A 16,868-nucleotide genomic window follows, 5' to 3' on the forward strand; every position below is an offset into this window, starting at 1 on the left:
GCAAGGGCGATCTGGCTTAACCTTCGATCTTGCTGAGGTCAGCCACGCGCGCACAAACCTGCCGGATCTGGCTGAGCAGGTTCAGGCGGTTGCGGCGCAGGATATCGTTGTCGGTGTTAACCTGAACATCCTCGAAAAACGCATCCACCGGACCACGCAGGGCGGCCATAGCGGTCATGGCGGTGGGGAAATCCTCGGCCTTTTGCGCCGCCTCGATCTGCCCCTGTGCGTGATCCAGTGCCGCAAACAGCGCCTTTTCGCTGTCGGTTTCCGCGAATTTCACGTCCGCACCGTACGAGTATTCGACACCGTCCTTTTCCTCGGCCTGCGTCAGGATGTTGTTGGCGCGTTTGAACCCCTGCACAAGGTTCTCACCATCCTCGGTCGCGATCACCGCATTCAGCGCGCGGGCGCGTTTGACCAACAGGTTGAGGTCATCATTGCCGTCCATCGCGATACAGGCGTCGATGATGTCGTGTCGGATGCCCTCATCGCGCAGGAACACTTTGAGGCGGTCGTGGAAGAAAGACAACAGGTCTGCCGGGGCATTGGTAACGATTGCGGTCGCTGCTTCGACCTGATGGGCCAGCCCGTGAACCTCTTGCGCGGCGGCCTCGGCATCCTCGGCCTTGGCTTGCTTCGCCTTGGCCTCAAGCAAGGCAGCCTGCCATTCGGGCAGCTTCAGCAATTTGCCAAGCGCCCCTGCAAAAGTATCATTCAACGACAGGCGCAGATCGTTGGTCAGGATCAACCGGATCACCCCAAGCGCTGCTCGGCGCAGAGCGAAGGGATCCTTCGACCCGGTGGGCTTTTCGTCAATCGCCCAGAACCCCGTCAGCGTGTCCAACTTGTCAGCCAGCGCAACCGCCACCGAAACCGGTTCGGTTGGCACATCATCCGACGGACCAAGGGGTGAATAATGCTCCTCGCTCGCCTGCCCCACCTCGATCGGCAGATCAGCGGCGTCAGCATAATAGCGGCCCATCAGGCCCTGTAGCTCAGGAAATTCGAACACCATCTCGGATGACAGGTCGGCTTTGCACGCCTGTGCAGCCATCATCGCCGGCGCGGGCGTCGCGCCCGTAGCCCCGGCCAACTCATGCGCCAGCGCAGCAATACGCTGAACCCGTTCGCCCTGCGAGCCCAACTGTGCATGGAAGGTAACGGCATTCAGCTTTTCGACCCACGGTTCAAATCCGTCGGATTTGACGATGCGCAGGTCATTCTCCCAGAAGAATTTCGCGTCAGCCAAACGAGCCGACAGCACCTTTTGGTTCCCCGCCAGAATGGTCACGCCATTGTCGGCAGTTTCGCGGTTGGCTACGGTGATGAACTGTTCGATCCGGCCAGTCTTGGGGTTCTTCACGGAAAAGAATTTCTGATGCTCTTTCATCGAGGTCTGCAATACCTCGGGCGGCAGGTCGAGGAATTCGTCGTCGATCTTGCCCATCAGCACCACGGGCCATTCGACCAGCCCCGAGACCTCGGCCAGCAGGCCCTTATCCTCGACCACTTCCAAACCAGCAGCAAACGCCATGTTTTGCGCGTCGTTCCAGATATGCTCGGCCCGGTCCGCAGGGTTCAGGACGACGAACGCGCGTTTCAGCTTGGCGGCATAATCGTCAAACGACGAAACCGCGAAACGATCCGGCGCCATGAAACGATGACCGGCCGTTGTGTCACCGGATTTAATCCCCTCGACCTCTAACGGGACAACTGTTGTGCCCGCTTCATCGCTGAGAATGCAAAGGATCGAGTGCAGCGGGCGCACCCAGCGTAATGGTCCACTGCCCCAGCGCATCGACTTGGGCCACGGGAAATTGCGAATGGTGGTTTCAAGCACTTCGGCCACGATCTCGGCAGCCGGACGTCCAGTTTTTTCGATGGTGGCGAAATAGACTGCGCCTTTGGGGGTTTCGCGCTCTTCCAACTGATCGCGGGTCAAACCTGCACCACGCAAAAAGCCCTCAATCGCCTTGTCCGGGGCGCCCACTTTAGGCCCCTTGCGTTCTTCATGAATGGTGGGGCATTCCGCTAGCAAGCCCTCGATTGCCAGCGTCAAACGGCGCGGCGTGGTCAGGGCGGCGGCCCCGGCATAGGTCAGACCGGCCTCGACAAGACCGTCGGTGATCCGCTTTTTCAGGTCCTCACCGGCGCGGGTCTGCATACGCGCGGGGATCTCTTCAGAGAACAGTTCGATCAGCAGGTCGGGCATTGTCAGTCCTTAGAAATTAACGATCGTCTGGATGACGATTGCATTGGCGATATCCACAAAGAAGGCGGATACAAGGGGCAGCACGATAAAGGCAATAGGCGATGGACCATATCTCTTGGTCACTGCGGTCATATTGGCAATAGCGGTAGGTGTCGCACCCAAGGCGAACCCTCCGAACCCGGCGGCCAGAACTGCGGCGCGGTAGTTGCTGCCCATCACCGGGAACAGCACCCAGATTACGAACATCACCGCAAACAACGTCTGCGCGGCCATGATCACGACAATGGCCATTCCAAGTTCAGCGATAGTCCACAGTTGCAAGCTCATCAACGACATGGCCAAAAACGCGCCCAGCGAGAATTCCGAGATCAAAGCCAGTGACGGTGTCCGCGACACGGGAGGCGCGTTGGGGGCCAGGGCCGTGCGGATATTTGCGATGACGATCCCCATGATCAGGCAGGGCACGAACAGAGGCAGCCTCAGCCCCGCCGCCTCAATGACCCCATTCAGCATATATCCAAAGATGATCGCCAAATTCAAATACAGCAGAACGCGCATGATGGTCAGGTGGTCGATCTTAGCCTCGGCCTCGGTGGCGTCCTCAGGCAGGCCGACCGTATGCTCTTCGTTTGGGCGGTCAGGCGTCAGGTTCTTGCCTTCAACCAAAAAGCGGGCAATCGGCCCGCCAACTACCGCCGCCAGTACAAGACCCAGAGTCGCCACGGCGACCCCCAATTCGGTGGCGCCGCTTAGACCGGTGACCGCGCCGACCTCAGGCGCCCAGGCGATCGCAGTTCCATGACCGCCGATCAGGGCAGCCGAGCCGAACAGAACCCCTGCCTGTGCCGGATAGCCGAACGCCACCGCGCCTGCCGCTCCAACCACATTCTGAGCGACAATCGTAACTAACGTCAAAATAAGAAGCAGAAACAGAGGTTTGCCGCCAGAAATCAAATCGGACAGCCGAGCGTTCAGCCCGATCCCTGCGAAGAACACGATCAACAGGAAATCGCGGGCAGACAGATCGAAACTCAGCTCAAGGCCGGTGATGAGATACAAAAACAGCAAAGTGAACGAGGCAAGCAAACCGCCCGTGACCGGCTCGGGTATGTTGAACTGACGCAGCAACGCGAAGCGCGCGTTGATCTCGGCCCCGATCAGGTAAACCGCGATGCCAAGCGTCGCGGTAAGAAAATTAGGAACGTGCAGCGCGGCGTCGTTCATGGGGCCCTCAACTCTCCGGTCGGGGTGGGCATTCCTCACCCACTACCGTTCCGTCATAGGCTTTCTCACCGCAATTATTTAGCGCGTGCCAGACAAAACCTTTGCCATCTTCTGTAATGGCGACAATGCGATCAACGCCGTAGTGGATGTTTTTGACCCCTACAAATGCGCGGGCCTGCCCCGATTTCAAAGCATCTGCGATGGCTACCGCATCATAGCATTCGAACCAGCTTGGGGCCGTCAACGGCTCGGGGCTTTCGGCGGGCAAGAAGGCAGACAAAGTCGAAGCGTTTTCTTCTGTCTCAAAACAGGCCCGATACCGGATCGGCGAGCTGTCGGCGTCAATCGCTTGAAAAGCGGTGTGTTCAAGGGGAATGGACGTTTCACCATCCGCGGACAAAAGAACGACATCCTGATCCGAACCGGGTTCGACCGAATAATAGAACCCATAGACCTGTAAGTAGTACATGGCCGCACCAGCGATGCCAGCCGACACAAGCAACAAAATAGCAAGCAGTTTTCCGGTCATAGTTTCCACATCCCGATCACGCGGCCTCTTTCAAACTTGCGAAAAATGCGACAGGTTTCAATCCAGTACAGGTTGAGTTGAGGCACACGGAATGGACCCCACCCTTGCCGCCGGTTTTTTCGGCGCGTTGTTCGCAATCATGAACCCCATCACCAACCTGCCCGTCTTCCTGAGCGTGACAGATGGCCTGTCGCCCACTGATCAGAGAAAGGTCGCGACCAAGACCGCACTTTATTGCCTGATGCTGGGTGGAGCGTTTGCCGCTGTTGGCAACAAAACCCTTGGTCTTTTCGGCATCAGCGTGGACGACCTGCGTGTCGCGGGCGGGTTGGTTGTTCTCATGATTGGACTGAACATGCTGAACGGGAACGAAAGCACCTCTCATCACGGGACGGAAGGAGAAAAACAATCCTACCCCAAGCCCGAAACCGTAGCTTTCTATCCGTTGGCCTTCCCCATTCTTGTTGGGCCCGGCACGATCACGACGCTGATCCTGTATGCGCACCACGTTTCCAAACCAGTTGACGCCATGATCTACTCGGGCGTTTTTCTGGCGGTGCTGTTCTTGCTGTTCATCACCTTCTGGAACGCATCGGCATTGGCCAAGCGGCTGTCTGCAAACGCCCGCGTCATCATGAGCCGTTTCATGGGCATGATCCTGTCGGCCATCGCAATCGGGATGATTGCAGACGGCCTGAAGGTTCTGTTGCCCGGTTTGGCGTGATCGAGGCATCAGGCCTCGAACCCGGCGGCCTCAGTCATCACAAAGGCGTCGGCGCATTGCTTGGCCAACGCCCGAACACGACCGATATAAGCCTGCCGCTCAGTGACCGAGATCACCCCCCGCGCGTCCAGCAGATTGAAAATGTGGCTGGCCTTGATGCATTGATCATAAGCCGGATGCGCCATCACGATCCGCTTGCCGGTTTTCGGGTCGTCATGTTCCTGCGCCAAAATAGTGGCGCACTCGGCCTCGGCCTCTTCGAAATGCCGCAGCAGAACCTCAGTATTGGCCACGTCAAAATTCCAGCGGGCGTATTCCTCTTCGGTCTGCTTGAAGATATCACCGTATTTCAATGGGCTGGGGGATTGGGGATCGTTGAACGGCATGTCCATAACATGATCGATGCCCAGCACATACATGGCCAGACGCTCAAGGCCATAGGTCAGCTCGCCTGAAACAGGCGCGCAGTCATGGCCGCCGACCTGCTGGAAATAGGTGAACTGGCTGACTTCCATACCGTCACACCAGACTTCCCAGCCCAGCCCCCACGCGCCAAGGGTGGGGCTTTCCCAGTCATCCTCGACAAAACGGATGTCATGCAGATCCATGTCGATCCCGATCGCCGCAAGCGACCCCAGATACAGCTCTTGCAGGTCCGGCGGGCTGGGTTTGATCAACACCTGATACTGATAATAGTGCTGCAGCCGGTTCGGGTTTTCACCGTATCGCCCGTCTGTGGGGCGACGCGAGGGCTGCACATAGGCGGCTGCCCAAGCCTTTGACCCCAATGCGCGCAACGTGGTCGCCGGGTGGAACGTACCTGCGCCAACTTCCATGTCGTAGGGCTGTAGAATGGCACACCCTTTCGAGGCCCAATAGGTTTGTAGCCGCAGGATTATCTCCTGAAAAGAACGAGGTGCGCTGGACTGTTCGGTCATGACTTTCCCTTTGGGCGGATTTGCGCCCGGTTCCGATGGGTTTTGCCCTTCCTATGCAAGGGGCCAATGGGCGTCAACGTCCCAGTGCACCTTGGCTGTTACTGGACCGCCACACTGGAAATTCCCCGTAATCGGGGCATAGCGTTCAATGGTGCAAATCGCTTAGTCTGACCCAAAGATAAAACACTGCGGACACGGGCAGACAATGACACGCATATTCACTGCAATTCTGTTTCTATTCTTCTTTGGCGTGCGCGCCGTATTTGCGCAGCAAGACGCTGGCGTCTGGGTTCAGGTCGAGGCACAGCCCTCACTTCGTGAGGCGCAGGAACGGGCGCAGGCTTACGCCAACGTATTGCCAGACGTCAACGGATTTCGCCTCAACTCTGGCTGGTATGCCATTGTAATCGGACCATATATGCAAAACGACGCCGAGCAGGTCCTGAGGGTTTACCGCGCTGAGGGCCAAATCCCCGCTGACAGCTACATCGCGTTCTCAAACTCATTGGAGCAGCAGTTCTGGCCCGTCGGAGTCAACATTCTGGACCGAGGGGTCGTAACGCCACCTGTCGAGCCTGCGGCCGAGCAGCCCGTGACAGGACTTACGCCCCAAGTTTCAGATGAAAGCCGCGCGCAAGCCCTTCAGAGCGAGCGTCTTTTGACCGCACAGGAACGTAAAGACCTGCAGACGGCGCTTCAGGCCGCCGGGTTCTATAGCTCGACAATCGACGGCGCGTTTGGTCCGGGCACACGCCGGTCGATGGGCGATTGGCAACGATTCAATGGATTTGAGGCTACAGGCGTTCTGACCACCGCCCAAAGGCAGGCACTGATGGATGCCTACAATGCGCCGCTGATCAGTGTAGGCATGGCACGCCATACCGACCCGCAGGCCGGGATAAATATGGACATGCCACTGAGCGTGGTTGAATTCGAGCGGTACGAGGCACCGTTCGCTCATTTCAACGGCACCTCAAGTCTGGACGCCAAAGCCCTGCTGATCAGTCAGGACGGCGGCAAGGACACGCTGCGCGCGCTCTACGAAGTTATGCAATCGCTTGAGATCATCCCCTTGGAGGGCCCAAGACAGTTGCGCGCAGACAGCTTTATGATCGAAGGGCGCGGAAACGACATCGTGTCCTATACACAAGCACAATTGAAAGACGGCGCAATCAAAGGCTTTACCCTTGTCTGGCCCGACGGGGACGAGGCGCGCCGCGCGCGCGTTCTGGCCGCGATGAAAGCCAGCTTCACGACAACTGACGCTGTTCTGGACGCGGGTGCAGGGGCGAACGCAGATCAGCGCGTCGACCTTGTATCTGGTTTGCAGGTGCGCAAACCGCGTCTTTCACGCTCGGGGTTCTTCGCGGATTCCAGCGGTACGGTTCTTACCGTTTCCGAGGCAGCCGACACTTGCGCACGCGTGACACTGGACGATGAGCAAGAGTTGCAGGTTGCCTGGACCGACGCGGATTTAGGTGTCTCTGTCCTGCGGCCCAAAAACAATCTTGCGCCGATCAGCATTGCGGAACTCAACTCTGACACACCCAGAATTCAATCCGAAGTGGCGGTTTCGGGGTTCTCTTACGAGGGGGCATTGGGTGCTCCGACACTGACATACGGCCAAGTGGCAGACATTCGCGGCCTGAACGGTGAAGAAGGTGTGAAACGCCTGGCATTGGCCGCCCTACCCGGCGACGCGGGCGGCCCGGTTTTTGACGATAGTGGCCAAGTGGTTGGCATGTTGCTGCCAACACCGTCAGACGGGCGCACCCTGCCCGCCTCGGTCAGTTTGGCAGCTTCAGCGGCACGTCTGAACGAGATTTTGGATAAGGCTGGCGTATCGGGGCAGTCCGGGCAGGCCACGGCACAGGTTACCCCGAATGAACTGAATCGCCGGGCCACGGGAATGACGGTATTGGTTCACTGTTGGGACTAACCAAGAGCCCAGTAAACCAAAGCGCCGCTCATTCGAGCGGCGTTTTTTTCAGACAATATCCGGAGTGACCCGGATCAGCGTCGGGACCGGAGCGTCGAGCGCTGCCCGCACAGTCTTTTGCATTTCATCCAAACTGGATGGTTCTGCCGACAACGCACCAAATGCCTCGGCCAGTCTGCAAAAGTCGGGATTGTGCGCGACGACAGCATTGGGTGCAATCTGGCCACGGACCATGCTGTCCTCAATCTCTTTTAGCTTACCGTTATCCCACAGGATTATGGGCAATGAGAGCCCCAATTCAACCGCAACGCCCAGCTCCATCATCGTGTAGTGAAAACCATAGTCGCCCGCGATGACGGCTGTCGGCTTTCCGCGGCGGGCCACGGCTCCACCGATTCCCGCAGGCAGCGCATACCCAAGGGTGCCGAACCCCGTGGGGTGATGCCAGAGATAGGGATAGGCCATATCCCAAACCTCTTTCGCGACATAGGCGAACTGGGTCATGTCTGAATAAATCATCGTATCAGCCGGCAACGCGTCGCGCAGTGCGTCGATCACGGGCACAACACCCGGACGCACGGCGTCGACTTCGGCCTTCCAACGGGCCCGGGCCTCGGCCACCTCTTCCTTCGCCCAACCGGTCGCGGGTTTCACATGGTCAATGGAGGCCCACAAAGCATGGGCGAAACTCTCACCATCCATTTGAAGTTTGACCGCAGCGCGATGGTGATCCGACAGCACTTTGGGATCCAAATCCACGCGGACAAGGCTTGCCGTGTTGCCCAATTCGTTACGCCACAGGTCAACTTCGCCCAGTTCTGCGCCCACCGCGACGACCAGATCGGCCGACGCGATCACCTCGGCACTGCCCGGCCGCGACAAGTGGGCCCCAAAATCCAACGAATAATTCAGACCGGCCATGCCCCGACCTGCAAAAGTCGTAAAACAAGCGGCCCCCAATTGCGTCAGTATCTGACGCCAAAGGTTCGACCGCGTGCCTCCACCCAAAATGAACAATGGCCGCCGCGCGATGTTGAGCATTGACAGAACCGGGGCAACATCCGGCGGCTTGACGCTGGTCCTGAGCCCGAATTGGTTTGGAAATGGCGCGGCATCAGCCTCAGCCTCAAGCTGGGCAATCGGCACCTGAATATGTTTGGGACGCGGACGGGCCAGTGCAAACTCTTCAAACGCGCGCTCCACCAAACCATAAGCGGCCTGCGCGGTGTTGGCCTGACACGACCAGTCAGCCACGGCCTCAGCTGCGGCGCGCTGATCCTTCATCTGGTGCAACTGACCGCTCGCAGCCTGCGTTTCATCCAGACAGGACGAGATGACCAGCATCGGGACTGAATCCGAATAGCCCTGCCCCATCGGAGTCATGATGTTGCACAGGCCCGGCCCGGTTATCACATAGGCCACGCCGGGTTTGCCTGTCGCGCGGGCGTAACCGTCCGCCATAAAGCCCGCACCCTGTTCGTGCCGCGCCAATACGTGCGTTATGCCCGCCTCTTCGATACCGCGATACATCTCTTGGTTATGGACGCCCGGAATACCAAAGATCACATCCACACCACGCTCTTTCAGCATATGCGATATCTGCGCACCAAGCGGTCTTTTCATCAGCTTCTCCAGAATTGAACGGTGAACAGGGCATACACGGCCAACAATTCAAGACGCCCCACCAGCATACCAATCGAAAGCAGCCACTTTGCCGTATCGCTTAGCCCTGCAAAGTTACCAGCCGGACCGATCTGCTCCCCCAGCCCCGGCCCCACATTGGCCAACGCAGTCGCCGCCCCGGACACCGCCGTGATAAAATCCAGCCCGGTCAAGGCCAGCGCCCAGGCCAGAATGCCCATCGAAAGGACGAAAAACATGAAAAAGCTCATGACAGAAGTCAGCACGTCCGTTCCGATGGGGCGCCCATCGTAAAGCGGCATGAAAACCCCATGCGGCGATCGAATGCGCCTGATCTGGGTTTTGATCGAGGCGAACAACAATTGATAGCGGAAAACCTTGATGGAGCATGCGGTTGATCCCGCGCACCCGCCGATCAAGCCAATCAGGAAGAAGACCATCACTGGGAAGCTTCCCCAGGTCATGTAGTTCACACTGGCGTACCCGGTGCCCGAGATGATCGAGGTGATATTAAACAGGGATTGCCGAAACGCCTGCTCCCAGTGATGCGGAAAGACCCACAGCAAAAACACCGTCATGACCAGCACCAGCACAATGATGGTGATCAGGAACGTCCGTATTTGGCTATCCTGCCAAAGGGACCGCGTATTGCCATTTGCAAGCTGCACGTACCGCACAAAAGGAAGCGCGGCGAGGATCATGAAAATTGCCGCAGCGTACTCGGTCGGCCCGGAAAACACTGCGAACGAGTCGTCATAGTTCGAGAACCCGCCCGTCGCGATCGTCGTCATCGCATGCACCAAAGCGTCGAAAAAGCTCATGCCAAAGCCCGCGTAGACCAGAACGCAGACGAAGGTCAGAAACACGTAGATCAGAGAAATCTGCCCGGCAATCTCCTGCGCGCGCGGCAGGATTTTCCCCATGGTTTCAAACCCTTCAGAGCGGAAAATCTGCATCCCTCCGACACGGAGTTCGGGTAGGAACACCATCGCCACAACGATGATCCCGATACCCCCAAGCCACTGTAGCACACCACGCCACAGCAGCAACCCCTGAGGAAGGTCATCCAACCCCGAAATAACGGTAGAACCGGTCGTTGTCAGGCCCGACATCGCCTCGAAATAGGCGTCAACAAAGCGCAGCTCAGTCTCACCGAACAGAAACGGAATGGCACCAAAGAAGGGCAGAGCCACCCAAACTCCGGTGGTCAGCAAAAAGGTCTGTCGAATTGTCAGACCTTCCCCGACCCCGTTGGAACAGCTCATTGCCAGAACCACCCCGGTCAGGACAGTGATGACGCCGCTTTCAAGGAAAACGTGCCATTCGCCGCGCCCCTCGATCAGGTCCGCAATCAACGGCAAAATCATGGTCGCCCCAAGAATGGCGACCAAGAGGCCAATCACATATCCAACCGGGCGCATATCCGTCATGAGGCGCAGCGTTGGCGCGCCTGCACGACGGTGTCAAGCAATAGTCCGGTTTTACTTGGTCGTTTTGCCGGTCGGCACTGGCATTGCCGGAGGTTTGGACGGGGCACGCGTTCGCCGCACAGGGGCCGCGGGCTTTTCCGCTTCGGCCTTCTGCGCAACAGTTTTTACAACCACTTTGCTTGGCGCTGCCGGTTTTGCAGCCGCAGGTTTCGCGGCAGCCGGTTTTGCGGTGGCTGTTTTGGTAGCCGCAGGTTTGCTGGCCGCCGGTTTTGCCGCCACAGGCTTAACAGTCACAGGTTTTGCGGGTGCAGGTTTGCTGACCTTAGGTTTCGGGGCAACCGGTGCAGCCGCCACCTTAGGCGCGGGCTTTGCAACAGCGGGTATGGCCTGGGCAGTCTTAGCGACGGGTTTACGCGCTGCAGGCGCTTTCGGCGCAGCAGGCTTTGCGACTGTTGTCCGACCAGCGCGCGCCGCAGGTTTCGCATCAGGTTTGGCCGCAACACTTGCTGGTTTAGCTATAGCCGCCGCTTTGGGTTGAGATGATTCGGCCTTGGGTTTTGCAACTGTCTTCGCAGCCACAGCGGGCTTTTCTTTCACAGTCGGCGCGGCCTTGCGCGCCGTTTTCCGTACGGTTGGCTTTGCCTTTGGCTTGGCTTTTGGCTTGGGTGTAACCGGCTCAGGTGCAGACGAAGACGTGTGCAACGCATGCACCGAGACAAACGGCAACTCCAATGCCGATTGCGTCAAAATATGCATTATTTTCATTTGGTTGCTAACCGCATAGCCCGCCATCTTGATGGCGGCAGCCTGAAATTCCAATGGCTGGATAATCGGGTTCATACGTAGTCTCTCCTCTGAAAACAACGCAGCCAGCCGAAGAGTAATAAGCCCTGCCCGCCGCGAAGTTTCGGGCGGAAAGCGATGTCGCGCAGTTTCAGGCGTCGCACGTCTCAGCTTCCTTCAGGAGTGGCCCGTACCGCCAAGAAACGGCCCTGCCACGGCTGCATTCCACATGAGCCTACTTCAAAGATTATGCTGTTGCAGCATTTTTCGCTGCGATGCGGCAAAAACATGCCGTAAGGTCAATACTGAGACCTTAAAACCTCACCCAACGTGAAACAGAGTTGAAAACAGCTTTGGGTCCAGGCTGGCTGACACAAATGTCGGCCCTTCCGTCAGGACAGACACTGCGTCATGGCTGTGCAGGCTTTCTTGATGGCTGGCGATAACGCGGAAATCACCCACGTGATGGTCCGCCAGCAACTCGGCGCAGAATAGCCGCGCAGCATCTTCGACAAAAATCGGGTTGGCCGCATTAAGCTCGGCAAAGGCCTGTTCGTCCTCGCGCTTGACCATGACCTGCGTCTCCGTGGGCACCGCGCGGCGGCACAACGCAATCAGATCTTCGAACCACAGGCAATCGGCATCACAGTCCACCACAACGGAAATACGCGCAACCGAGCGCTGCGAATGTGGTGTTGCCAATTGGCCGCGCGTGGACCGCGCGTGTTCGCTTAGTTCCAGCGAACAAGGACAGGTCGAGGAATATACATAGTCCAGATGCATGATCTTCTGGCGCACGCCGTTCTGTTCGACCAGTTCCAGCGCGATATCGTAGTACTGATAGCCCTCAAGTCCCGAACGCAGGCTTTTCACCTTGTCGGGATAGGAAAACCGCATCTGTATCCGCGCGTCAAAGCTGTCCAGATCGGTCATGTAATCGCTCAACGCAGCCTCCATGACCTCAAAACTGAATGTCCGCTCGGCATGTCTGTAAAAGGACCGCATGATCCGGGACATGTTGATGCCCTTTTTCTCGGCATCCAGACTGACCGTGCCGGTGACCGAGGTCTCAAGCGTCAGATCATCGCCCTGTTTACGGTGGAACCGGATCGGCAGGCGGAAGTTCGAGATGCCAACGTGCTGAATCTGCTGCTTTGCCCCACGGATCAGGCTGGACGGTCCGTTTTGAAGATCGGGCAGCGTGGAGCGATAGGCTGCGTCAACCTCGAACCCTTCGGGATACTCGCGCGACAGCGAGGGATAGTTAACCGGCACCAGCCCCGGAACAAGGCGCGCGATTGCGGGATCAAGCTGGCTGATCTCGGCCTCGGTCGCGGTCTGGGCCCATTTGCGCAGCGTCTTCAGCGCGGCTGCGGCTTCGTCATTGTTTGGGGCTTCGTCAATGTCACGGGGATGCACGTTCATCGATCGGGTTTCCTCGGGGTTGGTCGCCGGACTATATACAGCTTTGGCGTGTTTACCAATTATTCTCTATACGGTGGAAAACACAGTCCGGATCGAATTTCGGTGCGGGAAAAGCAATTTACCACCCCGCACACTAACCTTTGACAGGACCCTATCAGGTCTGGACGCTTCCTTATCGCTGAGAAGCGGCCAATGCCTGCCTGATATCGGCAAGCAGGTCGCCTGCGTCCTCAAGCCCAACCGAAAAACGGATCAGGCCCGGTGTGATCCCCAATTCATCCTTCTGCGTGTCACTCAGGCGCTGATGGGTCGTCGTAGCCGGATGGGTTGCAATCGACTTTGCATCCCCAAGATTGTTTGAGATCACCGGAATCGTCATCGCGTTGAGGAAGGCAAATGCAGCCTCTTTTCCACCCTTGATGTCCAATGACAGAACCGTGCCGCCCTTGCCGCCTAGTTGAGACTGAACCAAAGCGTTCTGCGCGTGTGTCTTCAGGCCGGGATACAATATGCGTTCCAGCGCGGCATCCCCCTCTAACGCCTCGGCAATGATCTGGGCAGACTCGGCCTGCGCGTTGACCCGCAAGGTCATCGTTTCCAGACCTTTCAACATCACCCACGCGTTGAACGGGCTAAGCGCCCCCCCGGTGTGTTTGAGATACGGCTCGATAGTTCCGCGAATGAAATCCTTGGTGCTTATGACGACGCCGCCAAGCGCCCGCCCCTGCCCGTCAATGTGCTTTGTTGCAGAATAAACCACCACATCCGCACCTTGCTGGATCGCACGCGAGAAGACCGGAGTCGAAAAAACGTTGTCGACAATCACGGTCGCGCCGACAGCATGGGCGAGTTTGGCAACAGCCGAAATGTCGATCACTTCGAGCGTCGGGTTCGACATGGACTCGAAAAACACGGCTTTAGTATCCGGGCGGATCGCCGCTTGCCACGCGTCCAGATCGGTGCCGTCTACAAACGTCACCTCGACCCCATAGCGGGTCAGGATGTTTTCAAGGATATACAGGCAAGAACCAAACAAAGCCTTGGCCGAAACTACATGGTCGCCCGCTTTCAGCATCGAGGTCAAAGCAGCATTCACCGCCGCCATACCAGACGCGGTGGCAAAGGCGTCCTCGCCCCCTTCCAACGCCGCGATGCGCTGTTCGAACATAGACACGGTCGGGTTTCCGTAGCGGGCATAAATGAACTCATCCGGGCCGGCTTCGATGAACCGTGCCTCGGCCTGTTCAGCGTTTTCGTAAACAAAGCCCTGCGTCAGAAAGATCGCCTCGGACACTTCGTTATATTGGCTGCGACGAATGCCGCCGTGGACGGCTTGGGTGCGTTTGTTCCAGCTCTCGCTCATCTCATTCCTCTCGGCCCTTGTCTGGCAAGGGCATCAAAAAAACCCCAGTCGCGGTCAAGCGAAAGGGGCCTTTCATCCTGACCTTTTAGCGGTGTTGTTTAGCGTGGCCCGCAATCCGGTAACAAATCGCCACGTATTACCTTGCGCTTACGCCTCAGTTGTCAGCGCGTCAACCCTGACCGGTGCAACGTCGCGGGTCCGCTTCGCCCCGCTCACCCAAGCGCCATAGCGCCCAGGCAAAACGGTGCCACAATATCTTGTGCTGGGCATACCGCCGCTGGTCACGGCTTTTTGCCTTATCTCAGTCACAACAGCTATTGCCCTTCGGTCAGAAAGCCCCATGATCCTCTCAACCTGAGGAGACATCATGATCGACTTGTATTTCTGGCCCACGCCAAATGGTTGGAAAGCCTCCATCGCGCTGGAAGAGATGGAGTTGCCCTATACAACTCATCTGATCAACATCGGTAAGGGCGACCAATTCGACCCCGAGTTTCTGAAAATCGCTCCGAACAATCGGATGCCTGCGATTGTCGACCCGGACGGACCGGACGGACAGCCGATCTCGGTTTTTGAAAGCGGCGCGATCCTGATGTATCTGGCCCGCAAGACCGGCCGGTTCTATGGCACGACGGAGAGAGATCGTGTGGCGGTTGAAGAATGGTTGATGTGGCAAATGGGCGGCGTCGGACCGATGGCGGGTCAGGCGCATCACTTCCTTAAATACGCCCCCAACCTCGAACCACCGCAGGATCTACCCTACGCCAAGGATCGCTACCGGACCGAGGTCGGGCGGTTGTATGGCGTTTTGGACCGTCGACTGGCCGAGAATGAGTACGTGGCAGGCGATTTCTATTCCATCGCAGATATGTCGATCTGGGGCTGGGCGAGCCTGTGGGAAGGTCAGCAACAGGTTTTAGATGACAAACCGCATTTCGCTCGCTGGCTTGAAACGGTCAGCGCTCGTCCGGGGGTTCTGGCAGGGCGGGCGTTACATGCCGAACTGCGCGGAGATCATAGGGACAGGCAGGCACAGGTGATTTTGTTCAAGCGATAATCCACCTCATACGAATGTCTTCTTTGAGCCCATTGGTGCCGTCTCGTGCAATGCAACCAATGTCGGCTATTCCAGAAATTTCCAGGGCTTCAGGGGCGAGTTATCTGAGAGTCTCTCGGCCACTGGTTGCAAAGCGTATGTTCCTCGGGCAACTTGCGGGAAAAGGTGCCCTGTTATGTTCCCGCTCAACGACCCTACAATTTTCTCCCTTGTCTTGGCGGGTGTTGCCCTACTTTCAGCAGTGGCGTTTCGTTTTGGATGGAAGGTCCGTGCTCCACTTCTTCTTATGGCATTGGCGCTCCCGGCTGTTTTTTATGGTCTATTTCGCCAACTGGTGATCACGCTGGGCTAGGGTATGTGCTCACAATTGTTCCATCTATTGCATTAATTTTAGTAGGCGCGGGATGGGGAAGTGTCATGAGATTGGCGCGGGTCTCATTGGCGATTTCAATATTGATTCCGGTCATTGTTACCAGTGCCTATGCGGGTCGCGCGCTTTGGAACCAATACGTCCCAAACGCTTGTCTTGGAAAGACTCTTCAAGTTCGCCTAGCCGGTGAAACCTTGAGTCTTCCACCAGAGCTGCGCCCTCGTCTTGAGAGGGGGCGGAATATTAGCTTCTTCGGTAGATTGGATAGAAAATCTGGCTATTCGCGCTTGTGTAGAATTAGTCGAAACGGCGCACAAGAAATCGATATGGACTTGGTTTGGATAACCCCGAGATCGAACCATCCACGTTTGACTTCTGTATGTGAAGCCGATGAGGCGCCTGACTGGTGCGGTATGTACTCACCTTATCCATACCGTCACATCGGGAAAGTTCTGATCGCTACAGATACCGAGCCAAGCTTTCCCATGCCCTACTGGAGAGAGGGAGGGTCGCTCAAGAAAGAGAAGCAAGGCGATCTGACCGAAGGTTCCATTTGTCTGTTGTCATAAGAAGGGAGTAAAACTCAGTGTTGGGTTTGGCAACCATTTGGCAATGGATCACGTCTAACCGTTAGCACCAGTAACTTGGACCCGACATTTGTTGATATGTCTGTCGAACAGGCCCGTGAAATGGCTCACCAAGCACTTGAGACAACGCTGTCCATAATCACGCCGTAAGAGAATGCGCCTCAGAAGTTTATTCGGATGTTGGGCTGTACGAACTGAACGGCAGCAAAGTCAGCTTACGTGACTACCCCTTCCCCCGCACCAGTACATCCAGCATCCCTGAGATATCCTCAATCTCTTCGGCGATCACATGGGTCACCGAATGCGCGCGCTGCATACGTCCCGTGACCCGTAACAACCGACCCGAGATCACGGCGCGGCGAAAGCGTTCATAGATCGCACGCCAGACCACCACGTTCACGATACCGGTCTCATCCTCAAGCGTCAGAAAGATCACCCCCTTGGCCGTCCCCGGCCTCTGCCGCAGGATCACCAACCCGGCAACGGCCACCCGCGCGCCTTCGGGTGGGTCGTCCAGCCGCTTGGCTGGCAGACAGGCAGGTGGGCGCGGCCAGTCTCGGTTTGAAACCGTAGGGCGAACAGGGGCAACAAGCATGAGAACAAAAATAGAACATGCAGCCAGAAAGTCCAGACATAGCGCGCC

At 57.4% G+C, this 16,868-nt stretch carries 13 protein-coding genes and 1 riboswitch; of the genes, 4 read left to right on the forward strand and 9 right to left on the reverse strand.

Features of this window, described 5'->3' with window-relative positions; all coding sequences use genetic code 11:
• Nucleotides 1-16 precede the first annotated feature (16 nt).
• From glyS to ACT2B1_RS12090, 3 genes are read right to left on the reverse strand one after another with little or no spacing between them, the layout of a single operon-like run.
• Nucleotides 17-2,215: a glycine--tRNA ligase subunit beta gene (glyS, locus tag ACT2B1_RS12080; protein WP_481667828.1), complete on the reverse strand. Its 2,199-nt coding sequence runs from the start codon at nucleotides 2,213-2,215 to the stop codon at nucleotides 17-19.
• Nucleotides 2,216-2,224: 9 nt separating this feature from the next.
• Nucleotides 2,225-3,439 carry a sodium/glutamate symporter gene (gene gltS / locus ACT2B1_RS12085; protein WP_171122845.1) on the reverse strand — a complete coding sequence of 405 codons (1,215 nt, stop codon included), beginning with the start codon at nucleotides 3,437-3,439 and terminating at the stop codon, nucleotides 2,225-2,227.
• Between the two features lie 7 nt (nucleotides 3,440-3,446).
• Nucleotides 3,447-3,968, reverse strand: coding sequence for a DUF6446 family protein (locus ACT2B1_RS12090; RefSeq protein WP_171121082.1), 522 nt, complete (start codon nucleotides 3,966-3,968; stop codon nucleotides 3,447-3,449).
• 91 nt (nucleotides 3,969-4,059) lie between these two features.
• On the opposite strand from ACT2B1_RS12090, the gene ACT2B1_RS12095 reads away from it, so the two are divergent.
• Nucleotides 4,060-4,692, forward strand: a complete 633-nt coding sequence (locus ACT2B1_RS12095; RefSeq protein WP_171239467.1) for a MarC family protein — start codon at nucleotides 4,060-4,062, stop codon at nucleotides 4,690-4,692.
• A gap of 8 nt (nucleotides 4,693-4,700) precedes the next feature.
• Here the strand turns inward: ACT2B1_RS12095 and ACT2B1_RS12100 are convergent, their stop codons facing one another.
• Nucleotides 4,701-5,630 carry a glycine--tRNA ligase subunit alpha gene (locus tag ACT2B1_RS12100; protein ID WP_171122838.1) on the reverse strand — a complete coding sequence of 310 codons (930 nt, stop codon included), beginning with the start codon at nucleotides 5,628-5,630 and terminating at the stop codon, nucleotides 4,701-4,703.
• Between the two features lie 205 nt (nucleotides 5,631-5,835).
• On the opposite strand from ACT2B1_RS12100, the gene ACT2B1_RS12105 reads away from it, so the two are divergent.
• The gene (locus ACT2B1_RS12105) at nucleotides 5,836-7,569 is read left to right on the forward strand and encodes a serine protease (RefSeq protein WP_481667829.1); all 1,734 of its coding nucleotides are present in this window, start codon (nucleotides 5,836-5,838) and stop codon (nucleotides 7,567-7,569) included.
• A gap of 48 nt (nucleotides 7,570-7,617) precedes the next feature.
• Here ACT2B1_RS12105 and ACT2B1_RS12110 read toward each other — a convergent pair whose 3' ends face one another.
• Nucleotides 7,618-9,192 (reverse strand): thiamine pyrophosphate-binding protein, encoded by a 1,575-nt coding sequence (locus tag ACT2B1_RS12110; RefSeq protein ID WP_171239469.1) that lies wholly within the window; start codon nucleotides 9,190-9,192, stop codon nucleotides 7,618-7,620.
• On the reverse strand, nucleotides 9,192-10,640 hold the full coding sequence (locus ACT2B1_RS12115) for a TrkH family potassium uptake protein (protein ID WP_481667830.1): 1,449 nt from the start codon (nucleotides 10,638-10,640) through the stop codon (nucleotides 9,192-9,194). Before ACT2B1_RS12115 ends, ACT2B1_RS12110 begins: the two co-directional genes overlap by 1 nt.
• Between ACT2B1_RS12115 and ACT2B1_RS12120 the strand changes: the two genes are divergently transcribed.
• On the forward strand, nucleotides 10,639-11,178 hold the full coding sequence (locus ACT2B1_RS12120; RefSeq protein ID WP_481667831.1) for a hypothetical protein: 540 nt from the start codon (nucleotides 10,639-10,641) through the stop codon (nucleotides 11,176-11,178). The genes ACT2B1_RS12115 and ACT2B1_RS12120 overlap by 2 nt on opposite strands.
• 566 nt (nucleotides 11,179-11,744) lie before the next feature.
• Here the strand turns inward: ACT2B1_RS12120 and folE2 are convergent.
• Nucleotides 11,745-12,848, reverse strand: coding sequence for a GTP cyclohydrolase FolE2 (folE2, locus tag ACT2B1_RS12125; RefSeq protein ID WP_171122830.1), 1,104 nt, complete (start codon nucleotides 12,846-12,848; stop codon nucleotides 11,745-11,747).
• Between the two features lie 172 nt (nucleotides 12,849-13,020).
• The gene (gene metZ / locus ACT2B1_RS12130; RefSeq protein ID WP_481667832.1) at nucleotides 13,021-14,211 is read right to left on the reverse strand and encodes an O-succinylhomoserine sulfhydrylase; all 1,191 of its coding nucleotides are present in this window, start codon (nucleotides 14,209-14,211) and stop codon (nucleotides 13,021-13,023) included.
• Nucleotides 14,212-14,276: 65 nt separating this feature from the next.
• Nucleotides 14,277-14,354: riboswitch (SAM riboswitch) on the reverse strand.
• Nucleotides 14,355-14,578: 224 nt separating this feature from the next.
• Here metZ and ACT2B1_RS12135 point away from each other — a divergent pair.
• The gene (locus ACT2B1_RS12135; RefSeq protein ID WP_481667833.1) at nucleotides 14,579-15,268 is read left to right on the forward strand and encodes a glutathione S-transferase N-terminal domain-containing protein; all 690 of its coding nucleotides are present in this window, start codon (nucleotides 14,579-14,581) and stop codon (nucleotides 15,266-15,268) included.
• Nucleotides 15,269-16,448: 1,180 nt separating this feature from the next.
• Here the strand turns inward: ACT2B1_RS12135 and ACT2B1_RS12140 are convergent.
• Complete coding sequence (locus ACT2B1_RS12140) at nucleotides 16,449-16,820, reverse strand: OB-fold nucleic acid binding domain-containing protein (protein WP_171121071.1); 372 nt, start codon at nucleotides 16,818-16,820, stop codon at nucleotides 16,449-16,451.
• Between the last annotated feature and the right edge of the window lie 48 nt (nucleotides 16,821-16,868).

This window comes from Ruegeria sp. S263, assembly GCF_056780525.1.